The sequence below is a fragment of the Curtobacterium sp. MCLR17_043 genome (assembly GCF_003224215.1).
Taxonomy (GTDB): domain Bacteria; phylum Actinomycetota; class Actinomycetes; order Actinomycetales; family Microbacteriaceae; genus Curtobacterium; species Curtobacterium flaccumfaciens.
Genome location: NZ_QKLH01000009.1, coordinates 18,149 through 40,912 on the forward strand (window position 1 = coordinate 18,149; position 22,764 = coordinate 40,912).

21 protein-coding genes are annotated in these 22,764 nt (G+C 72.3%); 9 read left to right on the forward strand and 12 right to left on the reverse strand.

Annotated elements, in window-relative coordinates; genetic code table 11:
• Nucleotides 1-138: 138 nt before the first annotated feature.
• A complete protein-coding gene (gene dinB / locus DEJ03_RS10125) occupies nucleotides 139-1,383 on the reverse strand; it encodes a DNA polymerase IV (protein ID WP_110864520.1) in 1,245 nt (414 codons plus the stop codon).
• A gap of 254 nt (nucleotides 1,384-1,637) precedes the next feature.
• Nucleotides 1,638-2,801, reverse strand: a complete 1,164-nt coding sequence (locus tag DEJ03_RS10130; protein ID WP_110864521.1) for an acyl-CoA dehydrogenase family protein — start codon at nucleotides 2,799-2,801, stop codon at nucleotides 1,638-1,640.
• Between the two features lie 23 nt (nucleotides 2,802-2,824).
• Here DEJ03_RS10130 and DEJ03_RS10135 point away from each other — a divergent pair, with 23 nt between their 5' ends.
• Nucleotides 2,825-3,619, forward strand: a complete 795-nt coding sequence (locus tag DEJ03_RS10135) for an SGNH/GDSL hydrolase family protein (protein ID WP_110864522.1) — start codon at nucleotides 2,825-2,827, stop codon at nucleotides 3,617-3,619.
• 152 nt (nucleotides 3,620-3,771) lie between these two features.
• Here the strand turns inward: DEJ03_RS10135 and DEJ03_RS10140 are convergent, their stop codons facing one another.
• From DEJ03_RS10140 to DEJ03_RS10155, 4 genes are read right to left on the reverse strand one after another with little or no spacing between them, the layout of a single operon-like run.
• Nucleotides 3,772-5,145, reverse strand: coding sequence for a serine hydrolase (locus tag DEJ03_RS10140; RefSeq protein WP_181422683.1), 1,374 nt, complete (start codon nucleotides 5,143-5,145; stop codon nucleotides 3,772-3,774).
• A gap of 42 nt (nucleotides 5,146-5,187) precedes the next feature.
• Nucleotides 5,188-6,420, reverse strand: a complete 1,233-nt coding sequence (locus tag DEJ03_RS10145; RefSeq protein WP_146243475.1) for a D-alanyl-D-alanine carboxypeptidase family protein — start codon at nucleotides 6,418-6,420, stop codon at nucleotides 5,188-5,190.
• A 25-nt stretch (nucleotides 6,421-6,445) separates the two neighbouring features.
• Complete coding sequence (locus tag DEJ03_RS10150) at nucleotides 6,446-7,096, reverse strand: DUF1097 domain-containing protein (protein WP_110864525.1); 651 nt, start codon at nucleotides 7,094-7,096, stop codon at nucleotides 6,446-6,448.
• A complete protein-coding gene (locus tag DEJ03_RS10155) occupies nucleotides 7,089-8,408 on the reverse strand; it encodes an amidohydrolase family protein (protein ID WP_110864526.1) in 1,320 nt (439 codons plus the stop codon). The genes DEJ03_RS10150 and DEJ03_RS10155 overlap by 8 nt, the downstream gene beginning before the upstream one ends.
• A 147-nt stretch (nucleotides 8,409-8,555) precedes the next feature.
• Here DEJ03_RS10155 and DEJ03_RS10160 point away from each other — a divergent pair, with 147 nt between their 5' ends.
• The 3 genes from DEJ03_RS10160 to DEJ03_RS10170 are packed head-to-tail and all read left to right on the forward strand — an operon-like array spanning nucleotide 8,556 to nucleotide 11,952.
• Nucleotides 8,556-9,233 carry a FadR/GntR family transcriptional regulator gene (locus tag DEJ03_RS10160; protein ID WP_110864527.1) on the forward strand — a complete coding sequence of 226 codons (678 nt, stop codon included), beginning with the start codon at nucleotides 8,556-8,558 and terminating at the stop codon, nucleotides 9,231-9,233.
• A complete protein-coding gene (locus DEJ03_RS10165; RefSeq protein WP_110864528.1) occupies nucleotides 9,230-10,357 on the forward strand; it encodes an acetamidase/formamidase family protein in 1,128 nt (375 codons plus the stop codon). The genes DEJ03_RS10160 and DEJ03_RS10165 overlap by 4 nt, the downstream gene beginning before the upstream one ends.
• Nucleotides 10,354-11,952 carry an AtzH-like domain-containing protein gene (locus tag DEJ03_RS10170; protein ID WP_110864529.1) on the forward strand — a complete coding sequence of 533 codons (1,599 nt, stop codon included), beginning with the start codon at nucleotides 10,354-10,356 and terminating at the stop codon, nucleotides 11,950-11,952. Before DEJ03_RS10165 ends, DEJ03_RS10170 begins: the two co-directional genes overlap by 4 nt.
• Here DEJ03_RS10170 and DEJ03_RS10175 read toward each other — a convergent pair.
• Nucleotides 11,949-12,767, reverse strand: a complete 819-nt coding sequence (locus DEJ03_RS10175; protein ID WP_110864530.1) for an RNA methyltransferase — start codon at nucleotides 12,765-12,767, stop codon at nucleotides 11,949-11,951. The two genes, DEJ03_RS10170 and DEJ03_RS10175, sit on opposite strands and share 4 nt — an antisense overlap.
• A gap of 269 nt (nucleotides 12,768-13,036) precedes the next feature.
• Between DEJ03_RS10175 and DEJ03_RS10180 the strand changes: the two genes are divergently transcribed.
• The 3 genes from DEJ03_RS10180 to DEJ03_RS10190 all read left to right on the forward strand — a co-directional run bounded on the left by DEJ03_RS10180 (nucleotide 13,037) and on the right by DEJ03_RS10190 (nucleotide 15,424).
• Nucleotides 13,037-13,870, forward strand: a complete 834-nt coding sequence (locus DEJ03_RS10180) for a Sir2 family NAD-dependent protein deacetylase (protein ID WP_110864601.1) — start codon at nucleotides 13,037-13,039, stop codon at nucleotides 13,868-13,870.
• 132 nt (nucleotides 13,871-14,002) lie between these two features.
• On the forward strand, nucleotides 14,003-14,641 hold the full coding sequence (locus DEJ03_RS10185; protein ID WP_110864531.1) for a histidine phosphatase family protein: 639 nt from the start codon (nucleotides 14,003-14,005) through the stop codon (nucleotides 14,639-14,641).
• A 51-nt stretch (nucleotides 14,642-14,692) separates the two neighbouring features.
• A complete protein-coding gene (locus DEJ03_RS10190) occupies nucleotides 14,693-15,424 on the forward strand; it encodes a hypothetical protein (RefSeq protein WP_110864532.1) in 732 nt (243 codons plus the stop codon).
• A 135-nt stretch (nucleotides 15,425-15,559) separates the two neighbouring features.
• Here the strand turns inward: DEJ03_RS10190 and DEJ03_RS10195 are convergent, their stop codons facing one another.
• Both DEJ03_RS10195 and DEJ03_RS10200 read right to left on the reverse strand, forming a co-directional pair.
• Entirely contained in the window at nucleotides 15,560-16,630 is a 1,071-nt protein-coding gene (locus DEJ03_RS10195) for a glycosyltransferase family 1 protein (protein ID WP_110864602.1), read from the reverse strand.
• A gap of 5 nt (nucleotides 16,631-16,635) precedes the next feature.
• The gene (locus tag DEJ03_RS10200; protein WP_258370728.1) at nucleotides 16,636-17,628 is read right to left on the reverse strand and encodes an alpha/beta fold hydrolase; all 993 of its coding nucleotides are present in this window, start codon (nucleotides 17,626-17,628) and stop codon (nucleotides 16,636-16,638) included.
• 113 nt (nucleotides 17,629-17,741) lie between these two features.
• Here DEJ03_RS10200 and treS point away from each other — a divergent pair, with 113 nt between their 5' ends.
• The gene (gene treS / locus DEJ03_RS10205) at nucleotides 17,742-19,451 is read left to right on the forward strand and encodes a maltose alpha-D-glucosyltransferase (protein WP_071403984.1); all 1,710 of its coding nucleotides are present in this window, start codon (nucleotides 17,742-17,744) and stop codon (nucleotides 19,449-19,451) included.
• A 35-nt stretch (nucleotides 19,452-19,486) separates the two neighbouring features.
• The gene (locus tag DEJ03_RS10210; RefSeq protein WP_220034131.1) at nucleotides 19,487-20,233 is read left to right on the forward strand and encodes a 3'-5' exonuclease; all 747 of its coding nucleotides are present in this window, start codon (nucleotides 19,487-19,489) and stop codon (nucleotides 20,231-20,233) included.
• A gap of 178 nt (nucleotides 20,234-20,411) precedes the next feature.
• Here the strand turns inward: DEJ03_RS10210 and DEJ03_RS10215 are convergent, their stop codons facing one another.
• The 3 genes from DEJ03_RS10215 to glgA form a co-directional block, all read right to left on the reverse strand.
• Nucleotides 20,412-20,660 (reverse strand): type B 50S ribosomal protein L31, encoded by a 249-nt coding sequence (locus DEJ03_RS10215; protein ID WP_017887280.1) that lies wholly within the window; start codon nucleotides 20,658-20,660, stop codon nucleotides 20,412-20,414.
• Between the two features lie 102 nt (nucleotides 20,661-20,762).
• Nucleotides 20,763-21,545 carry an ABC transporter ATP-binding protein gene (locus DEJ03_RS10220; protein WP_017887279.1) on the reverse strand — a complete coding sequence of 261 codons (783 nt, stop codon included), beginning with the start codon at nucleotides 21,543-21,545 and terminating at the stop codon, nucleotides 20,763-20,765.
• A gap of 9 nt (nucleotides 21,546-21,554) precedes the next feature.
• On the reverse strand, nucleotides 21,555-22,754 hold the full coding sequence (gene glgA / locus DEJ03_RS10225; protein WP_110864533.1) for a glycogen synthase: 1,200 nt from the start codon (nucleotides 22,752-22,754) through the stop codon (nucleotides 21,555-21,557).
• Nucleotides 22,755-22,764: the final 10 nt, after the last annotated feature.

A 22,764-nucleotide genomic window follows, 5' to 3' on the forward strand; every position in this document is an offset into this window, starting at 1 on the left:
CGTGCGCTTGGGTGCCGTCTTGCGTCGGCGACGATCCGCCTGCGCCGGACTGGTCGTCACCCGACTCCGCCCACAGCGTGGCGGGCTGCTGGTCTTCGTACTCCGCTGCGCTCACTGAACCCGATTCTACCGCCACCGTCAGTCCTGCCGAGCGTGCGGGACGCCGCCGTCAGGGATCCGGCGGACCAGGGATGCCGGTCGCAGCACGCCGGCACCGAAGCGTGCGGCGACGGCGTCGACCGTGGTCTCGGTCTCGCGCCACGGCGCGTCGTCGTCCCACAGGGCGTTGCTCGCGGCCGCAGGCACGAGGTTCTCGCCGCGCACCCCGATCAGCCGGATCTGGTTGCCCGGTCGGTGCAGCACGTCGTACAGCTCGACGGCTTCGCGGTGCAGGCGCTTCGCGACGTCGGTGGGCTCCGCCAGGGTGCGCGACCGGGTCAGGGTGGTGAAGTCGGTGTACCGGACCTTGAGCGCCACGGTCCGGGCCTGCACGTCGGCCTGGCGCAGGCGGACGGCGACCTTGTCGGCCAGGCGCAGGAGTTCACGGGCGACGTCGTCGCGCTCGGTCAGGTCGCGGCCGAACGTGACCTCGTGCCCGATCGACTTCTCGCCGACGCCGGTGTCGACCACGCGTGGATCGCGACCCCACGACAGGTCGTGCAGCCGCTGCCCACCGGCCGGGCCGAGTGCCGACACCAGTGACCCGAGCGGGGTGTTCGCCAGGTCGCCGACCGTGCGGATGCCCCGGCGTTCGAGCGTCTCCTGCGTCTTGCCGCCGACGCCCCAGAGCGCGGACACGGGCTGCGGGTGCAGGAACGCCACGGTGTCCGCGGCGGGAACCACGAGCAGACCGTCCGGCTTCGACCGGCTGGACGCGAGCTTCGCGACGAACTTCGTCGATGCCGCACCGACGGAGCAGTGCAGACCGGTCTCGGCGAGGACCGTGCGGCGGATCGCCTGGCCGATCTGCCACGGGGTGCCGTACAGGCGGAGGGCGCCGGCGACGTCGAGGAACGCCTCGTCGATGCCGAGGCGTTCGACCCGTGGGGTGAACCGGTCGAAGATCGCCATCACCGCGGCGGACTGCGCCCGGTACTTCTCGAAGTGCGGTTCGACGATGACGGCGTTCGGGCAGCGGCGCTTGGCGACGGCCATCGGCATCGCGGAGTTGACCCCGTAGCGACGGGCTTCGTAGGTGGCGGCGGTGACGACGGAGCGGTCGGAGTCGTGCCCGACGATGACCGGCAGCCCCACCAGGTCGGGGCGGTCGAGCAGTTCGACGGAGGCGAAGAAGGCGTCCATGTCGACGTGCAGCACGGTCGCCGAGACGTCGTCCACCGGTGCGTCGGAGACGAGGCGGTTCCGTCCGTCCTGCTTGCTCACACCGAGATGATGCCAGGCACCGCCGACATCGCCGTGCCCGGGCGTGCTCACGGCCGCTCGGTGCGAGGTTCGTCCCGTCGTGCGGGGTTGTTCGCCCGCCGTCGCACCGTGCGGCCTTCGCAACTCGGTGCCGGGTTGGTTGCACGGTGCGGCGCCACAGGGCAGCACCGAGCGACCAAGCTCGCACCGGCCGACGGACTCCGCACCGTGCGCCGCCACGCCAACCTCGCACCAGGCAGCCCCGCGCGCAGCGCTCAGCCGAGCGGGCCGAGCACCGACGCCGCGATCGTCCGCGCCGCGGAGTCCCGCGACGACGGGTGGTACTGCCCCGCCCGGACGTCCCGCGCCAGCCGCGCCAGCTCGTTCGACGACCGGAACGCCGAGCCACCGACGACGCGCATGGCCTCGTCCACGACGTGCTGCGCCGTGTCCACCGCGCGCGCTTTGGTGCCGACGAGCAGCGGGAACCAGCGGGCTCCGAGGTCGTCGAGCTCGTCGACCGACCGCGCCAGCGAGTCGACCTGCAGCGTGATCGCGTCGACCGAACCGCGCAGGTCGGCGATCGCCCGGCGCACGTCGGGGTCCTGCGACCGCGGGGTGCCGTCGGCCGCGGTGCGACCGGCCACGGCGGCCGCCGCGAGCGTGATCGCCCGCTCCGCGATCCCGGCGTACACCGAGGCGATGAGGAGCTCGAACGACGCGAAGATCCCGAACACGAGCGGGTCCTGGTTCGGTCCGACCGGCAGCGACCGGACGATGCGGTCGTCGGGGACGTGCACGCCGTGCAGCTTCGTCGTGCGGCTCTGCGTCGCGCGCATCCCGAGCGTGTCCCAGTCGTCCAGGTGCTCGACGTCGCCGTCCGACCGCAGGACGAACCCGTGCACGAGCCGTGGCTCCGGCCCCGAGGTGTCCTTGCCGAAGACGCTCATGACGTCCCACGCCGGCGCGAGGGACGTGAAGACCTTGGTCCCGGTGAACCGGTAGCCGCCGTCGCCGTCCGGCTCCGCCGTCGTCGACGAGTCGAACAGCACGGCGTCGTTGCCGGGTTCGCTCACCCCGAATGCGAGCAGGTGGTCGTCCGCAGCGTGGTCGGTGACGGCCTGGAGGAACGACTCGCCTCGCGTACGGACGGCGCGGGCCGCCTGCACCCACACCTGGTGCATGCCGAGGCCGAGTGCCGTCGCCGGTGCGGCCTGGGCGAGGGCGCGCTGCACCCGCGCGGTGGCGCGGAGGCCGAGGCCCGCCCCGCCCTGATCGACGGGGACGCCGATCCGCAGGTAGCCGGCGGCGCGGAGCTCGTCGAGGTCCTCTGTGCAGAACGCGTTCGCGGCGTCGTAGCCGGGGGCGCGCTCGGCGATGCGGCTGAGCAGCTCGTCCGGCACCGACCAGCCGACGGCGTCCGTGTTGGCCTTCGTCATGCCACGAGACTAGGGTCCGGGACGTGTCAGATCGTCATCCTTGGACCAGGTACGTCGCGATCGGTGACTCGTTCACCGAGGGCATCGGGGACCCCGACCCCACCGTCCCGGGCGGGAACCGCGGCTGGGCGGACCGCGTCGCCGAGGTGCTCGCACACCAGACCGACGACTTCGCCTACGCGAACCTCGCGATCCGCGGGCGGTTGCTGCAGCAGATCATCGACGAGCAGGCCGAGGCCGCCGTCGCCCTGCACCCGGACCTCGTCACGGTGTCCGCCGGCGGCAACGACATCATCCGCCCCGGCTCGGACCCGGACGAGCTCGCCGAGCGCGTGGACCGGCTCGTCGCCGACCTGCGACGCGACGGAGCCACCGTCGTCCTGTTCACCGGCCCGGACGTCGGGATGACCCCGGTGCTCGGCATGGTCCGTGGCAAGACGGCGATCTACAACGAGAACCTGCACGCCATCGCCCTGAAGCACGGCGCCCTGGTGGCGAACATGTGGGCGCTCCGGGTGCTCCGGGACCCGCGCATGTGGGCTCCGGACCGGCTGCACCACTCCCCGATGGGCCACTCGACGATCGCCGCGGCGGTGCTCGACACCCTCGGCGTGCCGCACGGGCTCGAACCGTTCAACCCGGACCCGCTCGAGGCACGCCCGTGGCGTGAGGCCCGCGCCGAGGACCTCGGGTGGGCCCGGGAGTACCTGGTGCCGTGGGTGGTCCGGCGCATCAAGCACACCTCGTCCGGCGACGGGGTGTCGGCGAAGCGACCCGAGCTGCAGATCGTCACCGAGCACCCCTCCGACACCCCGTAGCCAGACGCCCGTCCGAGTCCGCACGCCTCCTCGACCGCGCCCCACCACGGTCATCGCGCCCCGACTCCACAGGGCGCGATGACGACACGGGGGCGCGAACCGCGTCGTGCGCGCCGCGAGCGGGGTCGTGCGCGCGGTGTGGTCGGCGCAGGTCAGTCCGCCGGGCGACGGAGCGTCATCGGACCGTCGTGCAGCGGCTCGGTCTTCCACTTCGCCCCGACCGTGCCCTCGTCGAGGTCGACGCGCAGGTGCAGCAGGTGCGGGGTCTCCAGGAAGCGGACCGCGACGAGCGCGCTGCCCTCCGGCTCGGTGGCCGCGCTCGCCGCGAGGGCGCCCTCGACGGCCCACCGCCCTTCGCCGAGCGGCACGGACTCCGACCGGCCGTCGTCGGTGATCGTCAGGCGGATCCCGTCCGCACTTCGGGCGAACGTGACGGCATCGAGGATCCCGCGGGGACGCAACCGGAGCTCGACGTCGGCGAGGTGCTCCGGAAGGCGACCACCCTGGACCGGAGGCAGTCCCAGGGAGGTGAGCCGGGCCTCCAGGGCGGATGCCGACGCCGCGTCGGACGCGCGGTCGACGGCGGGCAGCAGGTGTTCCCAGACCGCGTCGAGGACGGCCTGCATGTCGAGGCTCTGACCGGTCATCGCGAGGACGACGTCGTGCTCCGGCAGGACGATGCAGAACTGGCCGTATGCGCCGTCGCCGCGGAAGCCGTGGCGGGCCATCCAGAACTGGAAGCCGTAACCCTGGGACCAGTCGGGGTTGGCCTCGTCCGGGTTGGCGACCTGCGTGCTGGTCGCCTGCTCGACCCAGTCGGCGTCGAGGATCCGCACGCCGTCCCAGACGCCGCCCTGCAGGTACAGCTGGCCGAGCTTGGCGACCGCGTCGGTCGGGGCGTAGCACCCGCTGTAGCCGAGCTCCGCGCCGGTGTCGTCGCGGCGCCAGGCGAGGTCGTCGATGCCGAGCGGGTCGAGCAGGTGCGGGCGGAGCCACGCGACGAGGGACCCGCCGGTCACCCGCCGGACGATCTCGGCGAGGGTGTACGTGCACGGCTGGTTGTAGGCGAAGACCGTGCCGGGCTCCGCGTCCGGCGGGAGCAGCAGGAACCCGCGCACCGTGTTCGTCGGATCGAGGGCCTGGGCGCGGTCGATCGTCTCCTCGCGGTGGCCGCTCGCCATCGCGAGCAGGTGCCGGACGCGGATGCGGCGGCTGCGTTCGTCGGTGACGTCGGCGTCGAGCTCCGGGAAGTACGACAGCACGGTCGCGTCGAGGTCGATCAGGCCCGCCCGCACGGCGATGCCGACCCCGGCGGCGGTGAAGCTCTTGCTCAGCGAGTAGAGCAGGTGCACGCGGTCCGCGGCGTAGGGCTGCCACCAGCCCTCGGCTGCGACCTGGCCGTGCCGCAGCAGCATGATGCTGTGCGGCTCCACGCCGGGCTTGGACTCGAGGGCGTCGAGCAGGGCGGTCACACCACCGGGATCGATGCCGAGGGCGGCGGGGGTGGTCCGGGGGAACGTCGTCATCGTCGTCACCCGACCGACTCTACGGTCGGCGGCCGACGGGCGTCACGCCCCCTGGAACGGGTTCGTCCAGCGCCACCAGACGCCGGGGTCGTCGATCGTGCGTTCGAGCACGAGCGGCACCGTGACCGGGTCGTGGTCGGAGATGCGGAACCGCACCTGCCCGACCCGCTCACCCTTCGTGCCGAAGGTCACCTGCTCGAGCTTCGCCTTCGCGGTGACGGTGGTCTTGCCCCACACGAGCACCTCGGCAGCCTTCGTCGTGACAGCGTCGGCCTCGTCCTGCCACGGGGTCGAGAAGGTGCCGAAGGTCTGCCCCTGGTGCGTGAGCGTCACCACCTGGAAGTTGTCCGCCACGGACCGCAACAACCGCTGCACGTCGACGTCGAGGGAGTCGTGGTCGACACCGCCGAGCATCACGCCGACGACGGTGACGTCCTTGCCACCGCGCTCGTACGTCGCCGCGAACAGCAGACAGGCGCCGGCTTCGTCGAGGGTGCCGGTCTTGATCCCCTCGATGCCGTCGAGCCCCAGGAGCTTGTTCGAGTTCTCGATCTCGCCGACCGTCGGGATCGTGACGTCCTTGGTGCCGACGATGTCCTTCACCACCGGGTTCGCCAGCGCGAGCTGCCCGAGCTCGACCAGGTCCGTGGCGGTCGAGGTGTTGTCCGGGTCGAGGCCGGTCGGCTCGTGGATCGTGGTGTCGTCCAGGCCGTGTTCGTCGAGCCAGTCGTTCGCCGCGTGCTCGTAGGCGGCGATCGACCCGAACGCCCAGATGGCGAGTGCGCCGGCGTAGTTGTTCGCCGACTTCATGAGCATCACCTGGAACGTCTGGTGCTCGGTGAGCTTCAGGCCGGCGGGCATCGGGGCGACCTCGCCGTTCTGCGCCGCGTACTTGGCGTACAGGCCCTCCATCTGCTTCGTGAAGCGGATGGACGGGCCGGACTCCCCCGCGGCCATCGGCTTCTCGTCGAGCACCACGAGCGCCGTGACGACCTTCGTGATGCTCGCGATCGACCGGGGCTTCGTGTCGCCGCTGGTGCGCAGGCTCTCCGGGAAGTCCGTGGCTTCGACCGCCGTCGCGCCGTACCCGGGGAAGCTCAGGGCCGGGACGGTCGTCTTCGGGGCCGAGTACGTCGTGGTGCTGGCGCTCGCCGGGCCGAACGGTACGACGGCCGCGGCCACGAGGTACCCGGCCACCAGGAGCAGGACGGCGACCACCGAGATCGTGACCGGCCTCCGGACGGCGGAGCGGGGGCGGCGGACGACTCGTGACACGGGACCCGAGCGTACCGGTCCGCTCCTAGGCCGAGGCTGCGACGGGCTGGTCGGGCTGGCGTTCCGGAGCGGCAGCCGGGGCCGCTGCGCCGCCGGCGTCGGTCGCGGCGACCGGGTCGGCCGAAGCGGCCGGGTCGGACGAGCCGGCCGAACCGGCCGAGCCCGTCGTCTCGGCCCGGGCGAAGGTCAGGCGGCGGGACAGGTAGGCGAACACCGGCCCGAGCGCGTTCATCAGCACGACCGACACCCAGGCGGCCCAGGCGTTCCCCGGGTCGAACCCGAAGCCGCCGAAGCAGGTCGCGAAGAACGAGGCGAACCCGAGGAACATGCCGGGGACGAGCCCGAACAGCTTCGTGCGACCGGTGTACATCAGGGCGCAGTTCACGACGAGGATGAGCAGCGCCAGGACGGTGTTCTGCGCAGCCTGCCCCTCGCCGAACAGCGTGCCGAACCGCTGGTCGAGCAGGACGATGACCAGGCCGAACGCCGAGCCGATCGGCATCGCGGCCCACAGGCGCGTGGCGTTCCGCAGCGTCGGCTTGCTGCCGAGCAGGAACATCCCCGCCCAGCTGATGAAGATCGCCCAGGTCGGCAGGTGCAGGGCGTTGCCCCCGATGAACGCCGTGGCACCGGCCAGGACGGAGGCGACGATCTCGTGCGGGATCCGTTCACGCATGGCTGAGTTCCTTCGATCGGTTCGTGGTGCGGCTGGTGGTGAGGCGGGTGGTCCGGGTGGTCTCGGCGACGACCCGGCCGCGCTTGACGACGAGGGCGCGGTCCGGCCGGTCGAGCAGGACGCCGTCCGGGTCGGTGGTGGAGAGCACCACGAGGTCGGCGGCGGCACCGGGCCGGATGCCGTGGGTGTCCGCGACGCCGACGACCTCGGCCGCCCCGGTCGTCGCCATGGCGAGCACCCGTCGCAGGTCGTCCGGGCCGGACAGGTGCCCGGTCTGCGCCAGGAGCAGCCCGACGTCGAGCAGGTCGGCGTTGCCGAACGGGGTGAAGGCGTTCCGGACGTTGTTCGACGCGTACGCGCTCGTGACCCCGGCGTCCCAGAGTTCGCGGACCGGCACGACCCCGCGCCGCACGTCGTGGTCGTCGGACCGTCCCCCGAGGTGCAGGTCGGTCGCGGGCAGCGGCACGACGGCGACCCCGGCGGCCGCCAGGCGATCGAACAGCACCCGGCGCTCGCCGCGGGGCAGGCTCGCGACCGAGGTCACGTGCCCGAGCACCACCCGCCCCTGCAGCCCGCGGGCGGTCACGCGGTCGGCGATGTGCCCGGCGAGGGCGTACCGCGGGTCGGAGGTGTCGTCGGCGAAGTCGGCGTGCAGGTCGGCCGGCACCCCGAACTCCTCGGCGAGGTCGAGGACGGTCTCGACGTGCTCGTGGCACGCGGCCAGGGTGTGCTCGTTGTACGTGCAGCCCCCGATGACGTCCGCCCCCGCGGCGAGCGCCTGACGGAGCAGCGCGAGGGTGCCCGGTGCCTTGGCGATGCCCTCCTGGGGGAACGCGACGATCTGCAGGTCGAGGGCGTCCCGGTACTCGTCGCGCAGGTCGAGCAGCACCTCGACCCCGGTGAGCCCGACGATCGGGTCGACGTCGGGGTGTGCGCGGACGAGCGTCGTGCCGTTCGTGATGGCCTGGTCGAGCAGGGTGCGGGCGCGGTCGCGGACGGTGGCGTGGGTGAAGCCGCGCTTGAGCTCCCCCGTGACGGCGATGGCGCCGGCGAGGGTGCCGTCGGGGTTCGGACGTTCCCGGTCGAGCAGGGCCTTGTCGACGTGCAGGTGCGCCTCGATGAGCCCGGGGATGAGCACACGCCCGGCGCAGTCGACCACGCTGGTGGGAGCAGCAACGGTGCCGGTGCCGATGCCCTGCGCCGAGCCGGGACCGGGCAGCGCGTCGGCCACGCTGACGATCACGCCGTCGGCGATGGTGACATCGACGGATCGGCCGTCGGTCAGCCGTGCGTTGGTGAGGACCAGGTCCACGTCGAACCCCTCTTCCGGTCGGTGCGGGTGGGACGTGCTCCACCATTCGCCCGCCGTGTTTCGGGTTCCGACGCCGCGTGTGACGGCCGTGTAAAAGATGGTCGTACCAATGAACCAAGCAGACCAACCGGCCCTACGGTCGAGGGCATGCACCGTGGACGGACCCTGAGCGCGGCGACCGCCGCCCACCTCGGCACGCTCGTGCTCGACGACCTGCAGCCCGGCGACAAGCTGCCGCCGGAACGCACCCTCGCCGAGGACCTCGCCGTGTCCCGCACGACCATCCGCGAGGCGCTGCAGGAACTCGAGCGCCGTCGCCTGGTCTCCCGGACCCCTGGTCGTGGCACCGTCGTGCTGCCGCGACCGGAGGAAGCGTCGGCCCTGCTCGACCACCACCGCGACGACCTGGACCACCGGGCCGAGCACGTCGCCGAGTTCCGGACCGTGGTGGAGCCGCAGGTCGCCGGACTCGCGGCGGCACGGGCGGGCGAGGCCGACCTGCTCACCCTGGAACGCATCCTCGCCGCCACCCACGCGGGGCTCAGCCCGGAGGAGTCGCTCGCCCAGGACGTCGCCTTCCACGTGCAGGTCGCCCGGACCTCGGGGAACCCCCTGCTCGTGTCCCTGTGCGAGCTCAGCAGCGGCTGGGTGCAGGACGTCCGTGCCCGCTCGCACAGCACCAGCGAGGGGCGCCGGTCGTCGTTCGAGTGGCACGAGCGGATCCTCGAGCGGATCCGGGAGCACGACGTCGCGGGCGCGACGCGGGCGATGGCCGACCACCTCGCCGACGTGGCCCACCTGGTCGAACGGAGGACGGAACGATGACCACCGCACACCGCACCACTGCACACGAGACCACCACCCCCGCGGTCCCGACCCTGCAGCCGGGTGCCGGACCCGTCCGCGGTGACCACTCCCTGCCCGTCGACCCGGAGACCGTCCTGTGGGGGCGCCTGCCGAGCGACGGTGACACCCCGGCCCTGACGATCGCCCCCGGGGAGTCGGTCACGATCGACACCGTCAGCCACGAGGGGATCCTCCCCGACCAGGGCAGCGACCCCGTCGGCTGGTTCGGCGACCACGGCGTCGCTCCGGAGCACGTCCTCGCCGACGCCGTCGCGATCGCCCGCTCCGGTCACCGCGACCCCGCGTCGGACGGACCGCACGTGGTGTCCGGGCCGATCGCGGTGCGCGGTGCCCGTCCCGGTGACGTGCTGACGATGACGGTCCTCGAGACCCTGCCCCGCATGCACTACGGCGTCGTGTCGAACCGGCACGGCCGCGGCGCCCTGCACGGTGAGTTCCCGGTCGACGGCACGACGGTGAGCGTCTTCGCCGACGTCGTCGACACCGACCAGGGCCGGCGGGGCCGCATCCCGCTCACCGCCGCCGGAGACCGCTTCGCGCACTTCCCCCTCGCCCCGTTCCTCGGGATCATGGGCGTCGCCACCCCCGGGGAGCGGCTGCACTCGGTCCCGCCCGGTCGCCACGGCGGCAACATCGACGTCAACCTGCTGCAGGCAGGGTCGCAGCTGCACCTGCCGGTGCTCGTCCCCGGCGCGCTCGCCCACGTCGGTGACCCGCACTTCGCCCAGGGCGACGGCGAGGTGGCACTCACCGCGATGGAGGCCTCGCTCCGCGCGACGATCCGCTTCGACCTGACCCCGGCCGCCGAGGCCGCCGCGCGCTTCGGGGACCTGGTCTGGCCCGTCGCCGAGACACAGGAGTTCCTCGTGCCCACCGGCATGGACCCCGACCTCGACGAGGCCGTCCGGCAGTGCGTCCGGCACGCCGTCGCGATCCTCGGCGCGCGCTGGGGCATGGAACGCCACCTGGCGTACGCGTACCTGTCCGCAGCGACCGACTTCAACATCTCGCAGGTGGTGGACCTGGTCACCGGTGTCCACGCCCGCATCCGCAAGGCCGACTTCGAGGAGCCCGCCCGATGACCGCGCCGCACACGTCGACGGCACCCGACGGACTGCTCGAGGCGCTCGACGCCTACGAGGCCGCCCTGCTGGCGAACGACCTCGACGCCCTCGACGCCGCGTTCGTCGACTCCCCCGGCACGATGCGCGGCGACGACCGCGGCCTGCTCGTCGGGCACGACGCGATCAGCGCGTTCCGCGGGGCACGGGGCGGGGTCGCGACCCGGTCGCTGACGCACGTCGAGATCCGCCCCCTGACCGCGGACCGCGCCCTCGTCGTGTCGGTGTCCCGGTTCGCCGCGGGAGGGCAGGGCCTCCAGACCCAGCTCTGGCGCCGCGACGGCGACACCGGCGCCGGCCCCCGCTGGCGCATCGAAGCAGCCCACGTCACCGGCCGCCCCAAGGCCGTCGACACCACCGTCTGGCGGGCCGTCGGCGACCCACTCGTCGCCCCCACCGCCTCCGGACCACTCGACGGCCTGACCGTCGCCGTCAAGGACCTCTACGCCGTCCCCGGCCAGCCGGTCGGCGCCGGCAACCCGACGTACCTGCGCGAGGCCCCCGTCGAGACCGCGCCCGCCGCAGCGGTCGCCGCGCTCCTCGCCGCCGGCGCCTCGATCCGCGGCATCGCACGCACCGACGAGTTCGCCTACAACCTGACGGGGCGGAACGCGCACCACGGCACGCCGCCGAACAGCGCGGCTCCCACCCGACTGCCTGGAGGCTCGTCCAGCGGATCCGCATCGGCCGTCGGCCTCGGGACGGCCGAGATCGGGATCGGCACGGACACCGCGGGATCGGTGCGGGTCCCCGCCTCGTACCAGGGACTCTGGGGCCTCCGGACGACCCACGGCACGGTGTCCCGCGACGGGCTGCTCCCGCTCGCGCCGTCGTTCGACACCGTCGGGTGGCTCACGCGGAGCCCCGGCGTGCTGCTCGCCGCCCTCGACGCCACCGTCCCGCCGCCCGCGACGGCAGGGGCACCCGACGCGACCGTGCTCGTCGTCCCCGAGGAACTCGTCGCACTCGTCGAACCGGCCGTCGCCCGGTCCTTCACCGCCTTCGTCGAGACACTCGACGAACCCGTCGCGACCGTCCGGCTGCGGGACCTCGGCATCCCGGACCCCGCAGCACTGCAGGAGCAGATGCGGCTCGTCCAGGCCGCCGAGGCACTCGCCGCCCACGGCCCCTGGATCGACGCGCACCCCGGCGCACTGAGCCCCGTCGTCGGTGACCGGTTCCGGGCGGCACGCGCGAACGACCCCGACGCGACCGCCGACGCCGTCGCACGCCTCGACGAGGTCCGTACGACGATCCGCCGTGCCCTCGCCGGTCGGACCCTGCTGTTCCCGACCGTGCCCGGACCCGCACCGCTGCTCGACGCGGACACCGCTGCGCTCGAGCGCACCCGGACCGCCACCACGGCGATGACCGCGCTCGCGAGCGTCGGTGGGCTGCCCGCGGTGAGTGCACCGGCGCTGACCGTGGACGGCGCGCCCGTCGGCGTCTGCCTGGTCGGTGAGCCGGCCACCGACCGTGCCCTGGTGATCCGTGCCGGGCGCATGCTGCCGGACCAGGCCGCCCCGGGCCTCCCGACCGTCTCGGTGGTGCGCTAGGAGGCGAGCCGCCGGGCGTGGGTGACCGCCCACAGACCGACGGCGCTCGCCGCGGCCACGTTCAGCGAGTCGACGCCGTGCGCCATCGGGATCCGGACGGTCGTGTCGGCCGAGGCGATCGCGGCCGGCGTCAGCCCCTGCCCCTCGGTGCCCATCACGAGCGCGACCTTCTCGGGCAGGTCCGCCACGAAGGCGTCGAGGTCGATCGACTCGTCGGTCAGCGCCATCGCGGCCAGGTGGAAGCCCTGCGCGCGGAGTTCCTCACCAGCCGCGGGCCAGTCGCCGATGCGTGTCCACGGCACCTGCAGGACCGTGCCCATGCTCACCCGGACGCTCCGGCGGTACAGCGGGTCGGCACACCGCGGGCTGACGAGCACCGCGTCGGCGCCGAGGCCGGCGACGCTGCGGAACACCGCGCCGACGTTCGTGTGGTCGACGATGTCCTCGAGCACGACGACGACCTTCGCGTCCCGCACCACGTCGGCGACACTCGGCAGCTCGGGACGCTGCATCGCGGCGATCGCACCGCGGTGCATCCGGAAGCCGGTGAGCTCCTCGAGCAGGGCGTCGGCGCCGACGAAGACTGGCCCGTCGTGCTCCGCGACCAGGGGCAGGACGCTGTCGAGCCACTTCTCCTGCACCAGGATGCTCCGCGGCACGTGCCCGGCGCGGACCGCGCGCTCGATGACCGTGTTCGACTCGGCGATGTACAGGCCGCCCTCGGGCTCCGAGACCCGGCGGAGTGCCACGTCGGTCAGACGGGCGAAGTCGTCGAGGCGGGGATCGTCGAGGGAGTCGATGCGGACGGGGTGCACGGGGCTCGTTTCGGTGTGGTGCGGAGGCGGCGCGGGGGTTCGGCGGGCCGGGGCCGACGGGCCTGGGCCGGCGCGGGTCCGACGGGCCTGGGCCGGCGCGGGTCCGGGCTGCCGACGGGCTGCTCCGGGCTGCCGCCGGGCGGGTCCGCCGAGGATGCGCTCCGCCTGGGAAGCGACCGGGACGGTCGGGTGTTGAGGGTACCGTGAACAGGGTGCTGGATGATGCTGCGTCGACGACCGGACCGACCACCGGGGCGGCCGCCGGGTCGGTGACCGCGGACGACCTGGACCGCGTCGTCGAGGTGCTCGGCGGCAAGCGGATCGCCGTGCTCTCCGGTGCCGGTCTGAGCACCGACTCCGGCATCCCCGACTACCGCGGTGCCGGACGGGTGGTGCGCAAGCCGATGACGTTCCAGGAGTTCCTGGCCGACCCCGCGAAGCGCCAGCGCTACTGGGCCGGATCGCACCTTGGCTGGCGGAGCTTCGCGGCCGCCGTGCCGAACGACGGACACCGGGCGCTCGCCGCACTCGAGGACGCCGGGATCGTCGCCGGGGTCATCACGCAGAACGTCGACGGCCTGCACCTGCGCGCCGGGTCCCGCCGCGTCGTCGAGATCCACGGCTCGATGGACCGCGCCGTGTGCCTGCGGTGCGGCCAGGTGTTCTCCCGCTCCGACCTCGCCGCCACCATCGACCGGGCGAACCCCTGGATCGACGAACCGGGGTCCGTGCAGCTGCAGCCGGACGGCGACGTCGAGATCACCGACGTCGAACGGTTCGTCGTGCCCGCGTGCACCGTGTGCGGCGGCGACCTGAAGCCCGACGTCGTCTTCTTCGGCGAGTTCGTGCCGGCCGAGAAGTTCCGCGAGGCCGTGTCGATCGTCGCCGACGCCGACGCGCTGCTCGTCGTCGGTTCGTCCCTCACGGTGAACTCGGGCGTGCGGCTGGTCGACCACGCTGCGCGCCGCAAGAACCCCGTGGTCATCGTGAACCGCGGCGAGACCCGCAGCGACCGGCGGGCGGCCGTGAAGCTCGACGCCGGCACCACCGAGACGCTCGTGCACCTGGCGGAGCGGCTCAGCGCGGCGGCGTCGACCGACTAGCGCGGTCGCGGTCGCCTGGGCCGACCTGCTGGTCGCGGCTTGCCTGGACCCGCGCGGGCGCTGCCGCCGGACGGGCCTGCGCGGTCGCGGTTCCCGGACGGGCCTGCCGTTCGCGTCTGCGAAGATCGACGGGTGACGACCCTCCTGTACCTCGTCCGGCACGGCGAGACCGACTGGAACGCGCAACGCCGCATCCAGGGCTCGACCGACATCCCGCTCAACGACACCGGACGACGGCAGGCCGCCGAGGCCGCCGAGCTCCTGAACCGCCGACCGTTCGACGCGGTCGTCGCCTCCCCGCTGTCCCGTGCGGCCGAGACGGGCACGATCATCGCCGACCGCCTGGGCCTCGACGCACCGACGACGTACCCGGGCCTGGCCGAGCGCTCCTACGGCGAAGCCGAGGGGCTGACCGACGACGAGGTGTCGGCACGGTACCCGCACGACGACATCCCCGGTCGCGAGTCCCGCTCCGCGCTGCTCGCCCGCGTCACCGAGACGCTCGGTGAGATCGCGGTCCGGTTCGATGCCGGCGTCGTCGTGGTCGCGACCCACGGCGCGGTGATCCGCAGTGTCGTGAACGCCGCAGCCCCCGGCACCGCCGACCGCCGCAACACCCCGATCCGCAACGGGTCCATCCACTCGTTCCGGTGGGACCCCGAGCGCTTCCACGCCGAACTCGTCCGGTTCGACGACCCGATCGACGACGTGTCCGACGCCACCGGAGGGTCCGCGTTCGAGTACCAGAACCCCTTGGAGCGCCGGGGCTGACCGGGGACTAGGCTCCGACGCACCCGCACACCGGGGTGAGGGGAGAGCCACATGTCCGACGACGGAACCAACCGACACGGTCAGCGTGCCCTCGACCAGCAGGACGACGACCTCGACCGGGTGTTCGGTCCCGAGACGGCGAGCGTCCCCACCCGCACCCGGGCCCGCACGTGGTTCATCATCGGCGGCAGCACCCTCGCGGTGGTCGCGGTCATCGCCGTGGTGCTCGGGTCGATCATCGGGAGCGTCCAGAACGGCATCGGCGGGGTCTTCCCACGGCCGGACGTGGCGCTCGACCGGTTCGACACGCGCGTGCGTGCGCTGCCCGGCGTCACCGACGTGCGGCACCATGCCCCGTCGAAGACGGCGTTCGCGAGCTACGACGCCATCGCCTCGGTCCGGGCGGACCCGGCGCTCGACCTCGCTGCCCGGCGTGACCTGGTCGCCGCCATCAGCCGCGCAGCCGACGAGTCCGGTGGCAACGGTGTCCGCGTCGTCGTGGTCGCCGACCTCGGCAACCTGGAGATCGGCGTCACCGGTGCCGGCGAGGTCGCGGCGAAGCGCCTGGCACTGGCGAACACGCTCGACCACATCGGCGGTGTGACGGAGGTCCGTTGCTCGTGGGAGCGCGGCGGGGACCCGTCCGACGCCGCACGCGACCAGTCGATCGTCGTGCGGACCCCGGGTCGGGGCGCCGCGGTGCCGCCGATCGTGTCGCGGGTCACCGAGGAGACACAGAAGGTGTTCCCCGGGGCGGACGTGCAGGTCATCGCGCCGGAGTGAGGGCGCTGTGGTCGCGGAGTCGTCGCGCGTCCGACGTGGAACGACACGGTCGACGTCGTACGACATCGACATCGACATCGACGTTCCGCATCGCCACGAACCGCAAGCGCCCGCGCCCCGCGCCTGCACCCGCCCTCAGCCCCGCCGGTCCCCCACCGCCCGCTCGACGGCCCGGACGACCTGCTCCGCCGAGTCCTGCCACCGGAACCGACCGGCACGCTCGATCGACTGCCGCGAGGCCTCGTCCCACCGTTCCTCGACCCGCCGGACGGCCGCGGCAAGGGCGGACGGCGACGCCGGGTCGAAGTACTCCGCAGCCGAGCCGCCGATCTCCCGGAAGATCGGGATGTCGCTGACGACGACCGGGGTCCCGACGCCCATCGCCTCGACGAGCGGGATGCCGAACCCCTCGTCGTACGACGCGGTCGCCAGCGCGGTGGCCGAACGGAGCACGGACAGGTACTCCTCGTCCGTGGCGCCGTCGTGGAACACGATCGTCCCCGTGGGAGCCAGCGCCTCGAGCCGTGCACGGTCGGCGTCGGACACCCGCGACATGCAGTGCAGCGTCCAGTCCGCCCCCAGGAGCGGCAGCGCCGCCGCCAGGGTCTCGACGTTCTTGTACGGCATGAACGAGCCCATGTAGACGAGCGAGCGTCCACGTGGCGCTCCGGCCACCCGCGGTGTCGCCGGGTCGGCCGCGTTGTAGGCGACCGTCACGGGTCGCTTCGTCAGCCGGTGCTCGGCGATCAGCCCGGCGGTCGTCTCGGACACCGTCACCACCCCGTCGGCGCCGTTCAGCAGGAACCGCTGCGGCGCCCAGGACAGGTGGAACGCCCGCCAGCCGAGCCGCAGCGGCCACGAGAACTCCCGCGGGGGCGTGCGGTTGCGGTAGTAGATCAGGTCGTGCAGCGTCAGGACGAGCGCGTACCGTCGACCCCGCGACCCCATCGTCTGCATGGGCGAGAACACCGCGTCGAGCCCGAGCCGGTTGACGCGCCGGGCGACGAGCGGCTCCCCCGCGTCCGTCGGCACGGGCAGCAGCTCCCACGGCAGGTCGGTCGGCAGCGACTCGAGCTGGCGCTCGTCGCTGACGAGCAGCACGTAGTCGTGCCGGTCCGGCAGGTGCGCGACGACCCCGGCGGTGAACCGGCTGATGCCGTCGTGCCGACCGATCCGCACGTACCGGCAGTCGATGCCGATGCGCAGGCGGGTCACGACGCGTCCGCCGTCCGGGAGGCCCGCCCCGCCGCCGACGGTCGGCTGTCCGTGGCTGCCGCGCCGCGTCCAGTGCGTCCCTGGCGTCCGGCACGTCGGGTCGTGTCCGCCATCCGGCGGAGCACCGCCGCCGCGGCCGGAGCCGGCGTCTCGTAGTGCACCAGGTGGCCGACCCCCGGGATCACGACGAGCTCGGCGTCACGCAGCCGCTCGGCGAGTGCGCGCTGTTCGGGGACGGCGGTGATGTCGTCGTGCTCGGCCGCGACGAGCAGCACGGGCACGTGGATGCGGTCGGCGTACTCGGAGACGTCGTGGGTGACCGAGGTGCGGAACGCCTCGAGCACGCTCGTGCGGTTCGCGAAGGCCGAGAAGTACCGGTCGTGCTGGTCGTGCACCCATCGGCGGACGGCGGGGTCGTGCGACTTCAGCATCGCGATGCTCATCGCCCGGACGATCGCGCCGTTCCGCAGGATCCCGAGCCCGATCGGCTTCGGCAGGACCGCGCCGGCGCGGTAGTACCCGATCGCGATCGCGGTCCCGACGGCACGCGGTCCCTGCAGTGCCGGGGCCGCGATGGGGTTGACGAGGACGAGCAGCCGGGTGTCGAGCCCGGCGGCGACGGTGGCCGACACCACGATCGACCCGAACGAGTGCCCGAGCACGACCGTGTCGCGGCCGAGCCCGAGCGCGGCGTGGAACCCCGTCAGCCAGGCCACGTAGGCGTCGATGTCCGACACCGGCAGCGGGTCGGACACGCCGAAGCCGGGCAGGTCCGGCACGATCACACGGACACCTTCGAGGTGCGCGGCGATGGTCTCGAGCCCGTGGTGGTCCCCGCGGAACCCGTGCACAGCGAGCACGGTGCGATCCGAGTCCTCGGGCCCGTAGACCCAGTAGTGCGTGGTCCGGCCGTCGACCTGGACGGCCCGGTGCACGACCGGGGTGGCGGCCATCAACGACTGGTACGGGGAGAGCACGGGCGGTTGCATCCGCGCCAGTCTAGGGAGCGAACCGCACGAAACCCCGGACACCCGCAGCATCTCGCGCCTATCGTGTCCGGGGCGGGCCGTCGACCGGTCCGTCGATGACGACGAGGAGCACGGTGACCTTCACAGCCCCGATCCAGCTGCCCGGCCTGACGCTCGACCCGCAGTGGTACAAGCGCTCGGTCTTCTACGAGTGCATGATCCGGTCGTTCGTCGACTCCAACGGAGACGGCATCGGCGACATCCAGGGCGTGATCGGCAAGCTCGACTACCTGCAGTGGCTCGGCGTGGACGCCCTGTGGCTGCCGCCGTTCTTCCAGTCGCCGATGCGCGACGGCGGGTACGACATCGCCGACTATCGGGCGATCCTGCCGGAGTTCGGCACGCTCGACGACTTCCGCGAGCTCGTGACGAAGTCGCACGAGCGGAACATGCGCATCGTGATCGACATGGTGATCAACCACACCAGCGACCAGCACGAGTGGTTCCAGCAGTCCCGCGAGGACCCGGACGGCCCCTACGGCGACTTCTACGTCTGGCGGGACACGGACGAGGACTACTCCAACATCCGCATCATCTTCGTCGACACCGAGGAGTCCAACTGGACCTTCGACCCGGTCCGACGCCAGTTCTTCTTCCACCGCTTCTTCTCGCACCAGCCCGACCTGAACTTCGAGAACCCCGCGGTCATCGAGGCGATCTACGACGTCGTCCGGCACTGGCTCGACATGGGCGTCGACGGGCTCCGGCTCGACGCGATCCCGTACCTGTTCGAGTCGGAGGAGGGCAACGGCGAGGGCGAGCCGGAGACCCACGAGTTCATCAAGAAGCTCCGCGCGATGGTCGACGACGAGTACCCCGGCCGTGTGCTTCTGGCCGAGGCCAACCAGTGGCCGCGCGAGACGGCGGCGTTCTTCGGCACCGACGAGGAGCCCGAGTGCCACATGGCGTTCGACTTCCCGGTGATGCCGCGCATCTTCTACTCGCTCCGGGCACAGCACGCCGCCGAGCTCAAGGCGATCCTGTCCGAGACGCTCGACGTGCCGGCCAGCGCGGCGTGGGGCGTCTTCCTCCGCAACCACGACGAGCTCACGCTCGAGATGGTGAGCGAGGAGTACCGGCAGGCGATGTACGGCTGGTACGGCTACGACCCGCGGATGCGCTCGAACATCGGTATCCGCCGACGCCTCGCTCCCCTGCTCGACAACTCCCGCGCCGAGCTCGAGCTCATCCACGCGCTGCTGTTCTCGCTGCCCGGTTCGCCGTTCCTGTACTACGGCGACGAGATCGGGATGGGCGACAACATCTGGCTGCCGGACCGCGACTCGTCGCGCACGCCGATGCAGTGGACGCCGGACCGCAACGCCGGCTTCTCCACCGCCGACCCGGGCAAGCTCTACCTGCCCGTCGTGCAGTCGCTCGTGTACAACTACGCGCAGGTGAACGTCGAGGCGCAGCTCGCCCAGTCGCGCTCGCTGCTGCACTGGGTCCGGAACGTCATCCACACGCGCAAGGCCCACCCGGTGTTCGGCCTCGGGTCCCTGCACGTGCAGGAGACCTCGAACGACTCGGTGCTCGCCTTCGTCCGCTCGTGGGAGGGCTCCGGCCAGCAGTTCGGCCCCTCCGCCGAGGACGTCCTGTGCGTGTTCTCGTTCGCGACGAACCCGACCTCGGTCACGATCTCCGCTCCGGAGTTCGCGGGGCGCCCGCTCTACGACCTGTTCGGCGGCAGCTCGTTCCCGTCGTTCGACGAGGACGGCACCGTCACGCTCACCATGGGCACGCAGTCGTTCTACTGGCTGCACGTCGGCGCGCCGACCCGGTAGTCGGGGGTGTCGGTGCGTCCCGTTAGCCTGACCGCGTGACGTTCCCCACAGCACAGCTCGACGCGCCCGCTCCGTCCCAGGACCTCACGGGTCGGCCCTGGTGGCACGCGCTGGGCGTCTTCGACCTCGAGACCACCGGGGTCGACGTCGAGACGGCCCGCATCGTCACCGCCCACGTCGGGCTCATCGACATGACCGGGGCCTCCATCGTCGAGGGTGCCTGGATCGCGGACCCCGGCGTCCCGATCCCGGAGGGCGCCGCCGCCGTGCACGGCTACACCACCGAGCGTGCCCAGGCCGAGGGACGCCCTGCGGCCGAGGTCGTCGCCGAGATCATCGCCGCGATCGAGGCCGTGTTCGCCCGGGGCATCCCCCTGGTGATCTACAACGCCCCGTACGACCTCACCGTCCTCGACCGCGAAGCGAAGCGGCACGGGTTCGCCTCCCCCGTCATCGGCAACGTCGTCGACCCGCTGGTGATCGACAAGGCGCTCGACACCTTCCGCAAGGGCAAGCGCACGCTCGAGGCCGCGTCCGAGCTCTACGGCGTCACGCTCGACGACGCCCACGACGCCGGAGCCGACGCGATCGCTGCCGGGCGTGTCGCCCAGGCCATCGCGGGCAAGTACCCGGACGAGCTCGGCATCTCCGCCGAGGAACTCCACCGCAAGCAGGTCGGCTGGTGCGCCGAGCAGGCCACCTCGTTCCAGGACTACATGCGCAAGAAGCGCGACCCGACGTTCACCGCCGACGGCCGCTGGCCCCACCGCAACAGCGCTTGACCTCGCCCTGCCCCTCGCAAAGCACCGGTGTCCGCGCGCCGAACACCCGCAGACCGCGGTGTGACGCGTGAACACCGGTGTCTTGTGTCCGAGTACAGCGCCGGCCGGAAACGCCGCACAACGCGAACGGGCGGCCCTCCCGGAGGAGGACCGCCCGTGAGCGTTGCGTGGGGGCTGCTTACTTGCTGAAGCCCTTGAAGCGCTGGTTGAACTTCTCGACGCGACCGGCCGAGTCGAGGATGCGCTGCTTGCCCGTGTAGAACGGGTGCGAAGCGGACGAGATCTCGACGTCGATGACCGGGTAGGTCGCACCGTCGAGCTCGATGGTCTTGTCGCTGTTCGCGGTCGAACGCGTCAGGAACGTCTCACCGGAGGCCAGGTCGCGGAAGACGATGGCGCGGTACTCGGGGTGGGTGTCGGTCTTCATGGAGATTCCTCGATAGCGGTGATGGGATTGCGCGAACTGCGCGGGAAGTCGTCGGCTTGCGCCAGCCGTCCACGATACCAGAGAGACGGCGGGATCGCAGCGCTACGCGGCGCGTGCCGTGTAGCGACCGGCGTCCTTGGTGACCGAGAGGTCGATGCCGAACGCCTCGGTCAGGGTCTGGTCCGTCAGGACCTCGTCGATGGGGCCTGCGGCCTGCACGTGGCCGTCGGCGAGGACGAGCGCGTGGGTGAACCCGGCGGGGATCTCCTCGACGTGGTGGGTCACGATGACGATGGCCGGCGAGTCCGCGCTCTGGGCGTAGCCGCCGAGAGTGCGGACGAGGCTCTCACGGGCACCGAGGTCGAGCGACGCGGCCGGTTCGTCGAGGAACAGGATCTCCGGGTCGGTCATCACGGCACGGGCGATCTGCACGCGCTTCTGCTCGCCGTCGCTCAGGTCGCCGAACGTGCGGTCGGTGAAGGACCCCAGGCCCCACTCCTCGAGCACGCGCTGCGCACGGCGGACGTCGAGCTCCTCGTACTCCTCGTTCCAGCGGCCCGTGACCGAGTACGCCGCGGTGAGCACGACGTCGATGACCTTCTCGGTCACCGGGATGCGACGGGCCAGCGCGGTCGACGCGAAGCCGATGCGCGGGCGGAGCTCGAACAGGTCGGCACCGCCGAGTTCGGTCCCGAGCACCTCGACGTCACCCGAGGTCGGGAACGTCTGGGCGCCGGCGACCTGCAGCAGCGTGGTCTTGCCGGCGCCGTTCGCGCCGAGCACGACCCAGCGTTCGTCGTCCTGCACCTCCCACGAGATCGCGTCGAGGATGGTGGCCCCGTTGCGGACCACGGAGACGTCTGACAAGCGCACGACCGAGGGCATGCGACCAGCCTACGGGTTCTGGCCGAGCACCCGGTCGTAGACCTGCCGTGTCCTGGTGGCGATCGCGTCCCAGGTGAACTCGGTCTCGACACGGAGCCGTCCGGCGCGTCCCATGAGCTTCGCCAGCCCCTCGTCGGCGAGCACCTCGGTGAGGGTCGCGGCGAGGTCGGCCACGAAGCGGTCGGGGTCGGTCGGGGTGCCGGTGCCGTCCTGCACCTGGTCGATCGGGACGATGCGACCGGTGAGCCCGTCGGCGACGACCTCGGGGATGCCCCCGGTGCCGGTGCCGACGACCGGGATGCCGCACGCCATGGCCTCGAGGTTCACGATGCCGAGCGGCTCGTAGACCGACGGGCACACGAACACGGTGCCCGAGGACAGCACGTTCACGATCTCCTCGTGCGCGAGCATCCGGTCGATCCAGACGACGCCTTCACGTTCCGCGCGGAGGCCCTCGACGAGCTCGGTGACCTCGGCCAGGATCTCGGGGGTGTCCGGCGCGCCGGCGCACAGCACGATCTGCACGCCCGACGGCAGCGACGCCACGGCGCGGAGCAGGTACGGCAGGCCCTTCTGGCGGGTGATGCGTCCGACGAACACGACGCTCGGGCGCGTCGGGTCGATGCCGAGGGCGCGCACGGCGTCCTCGTCGACGGTCGGCTTCCATGCGTCGATGTCGATGCCGTTGTAGACGACGTGGACCTTCGCGGGGTCGATCGACGGGTACGAACGCAGGATGTCCGCACGCATGGCCTTCGAGACCGCGATGACGCCGTCGGCGTGTTCGAACGCCTCGCGCTCCATCCAGCTGGACAGGCGGTAGCCGCCGCCGAGCTGCTCGGCCTTCCACGGGCGGAGGGGCTCGAGGCTGTGGGCGGTCACGATGTGGGGGATGCCGTAGGTCAGCTGCGCGATCCGGCCCGCGGAGTTCGCGTACCAGGTGTGCGAGTGCACGAGGTCGGCACCCTCGACGTCGGCCGCGATGGCCACGTCGGTGCCGAGGGCCTGCAGCGCGCCGTTCGCCTGGCCGAGGCCGTCCGGGGTCCGGTAGCCCCACACGTCGGGTTCGTCACGGAAGGCCCCGAAGGCCCGGACACGGACTTCCGTGTCCGTCCCCGACCGCAACGCGGCGGTGAGTTCGGACACGTGGACACCCGCTCCGCCGTAGACCTCCGGCGGATACTCCCTGGTCAGCAGATCGACTCGCACTGGTTCAACG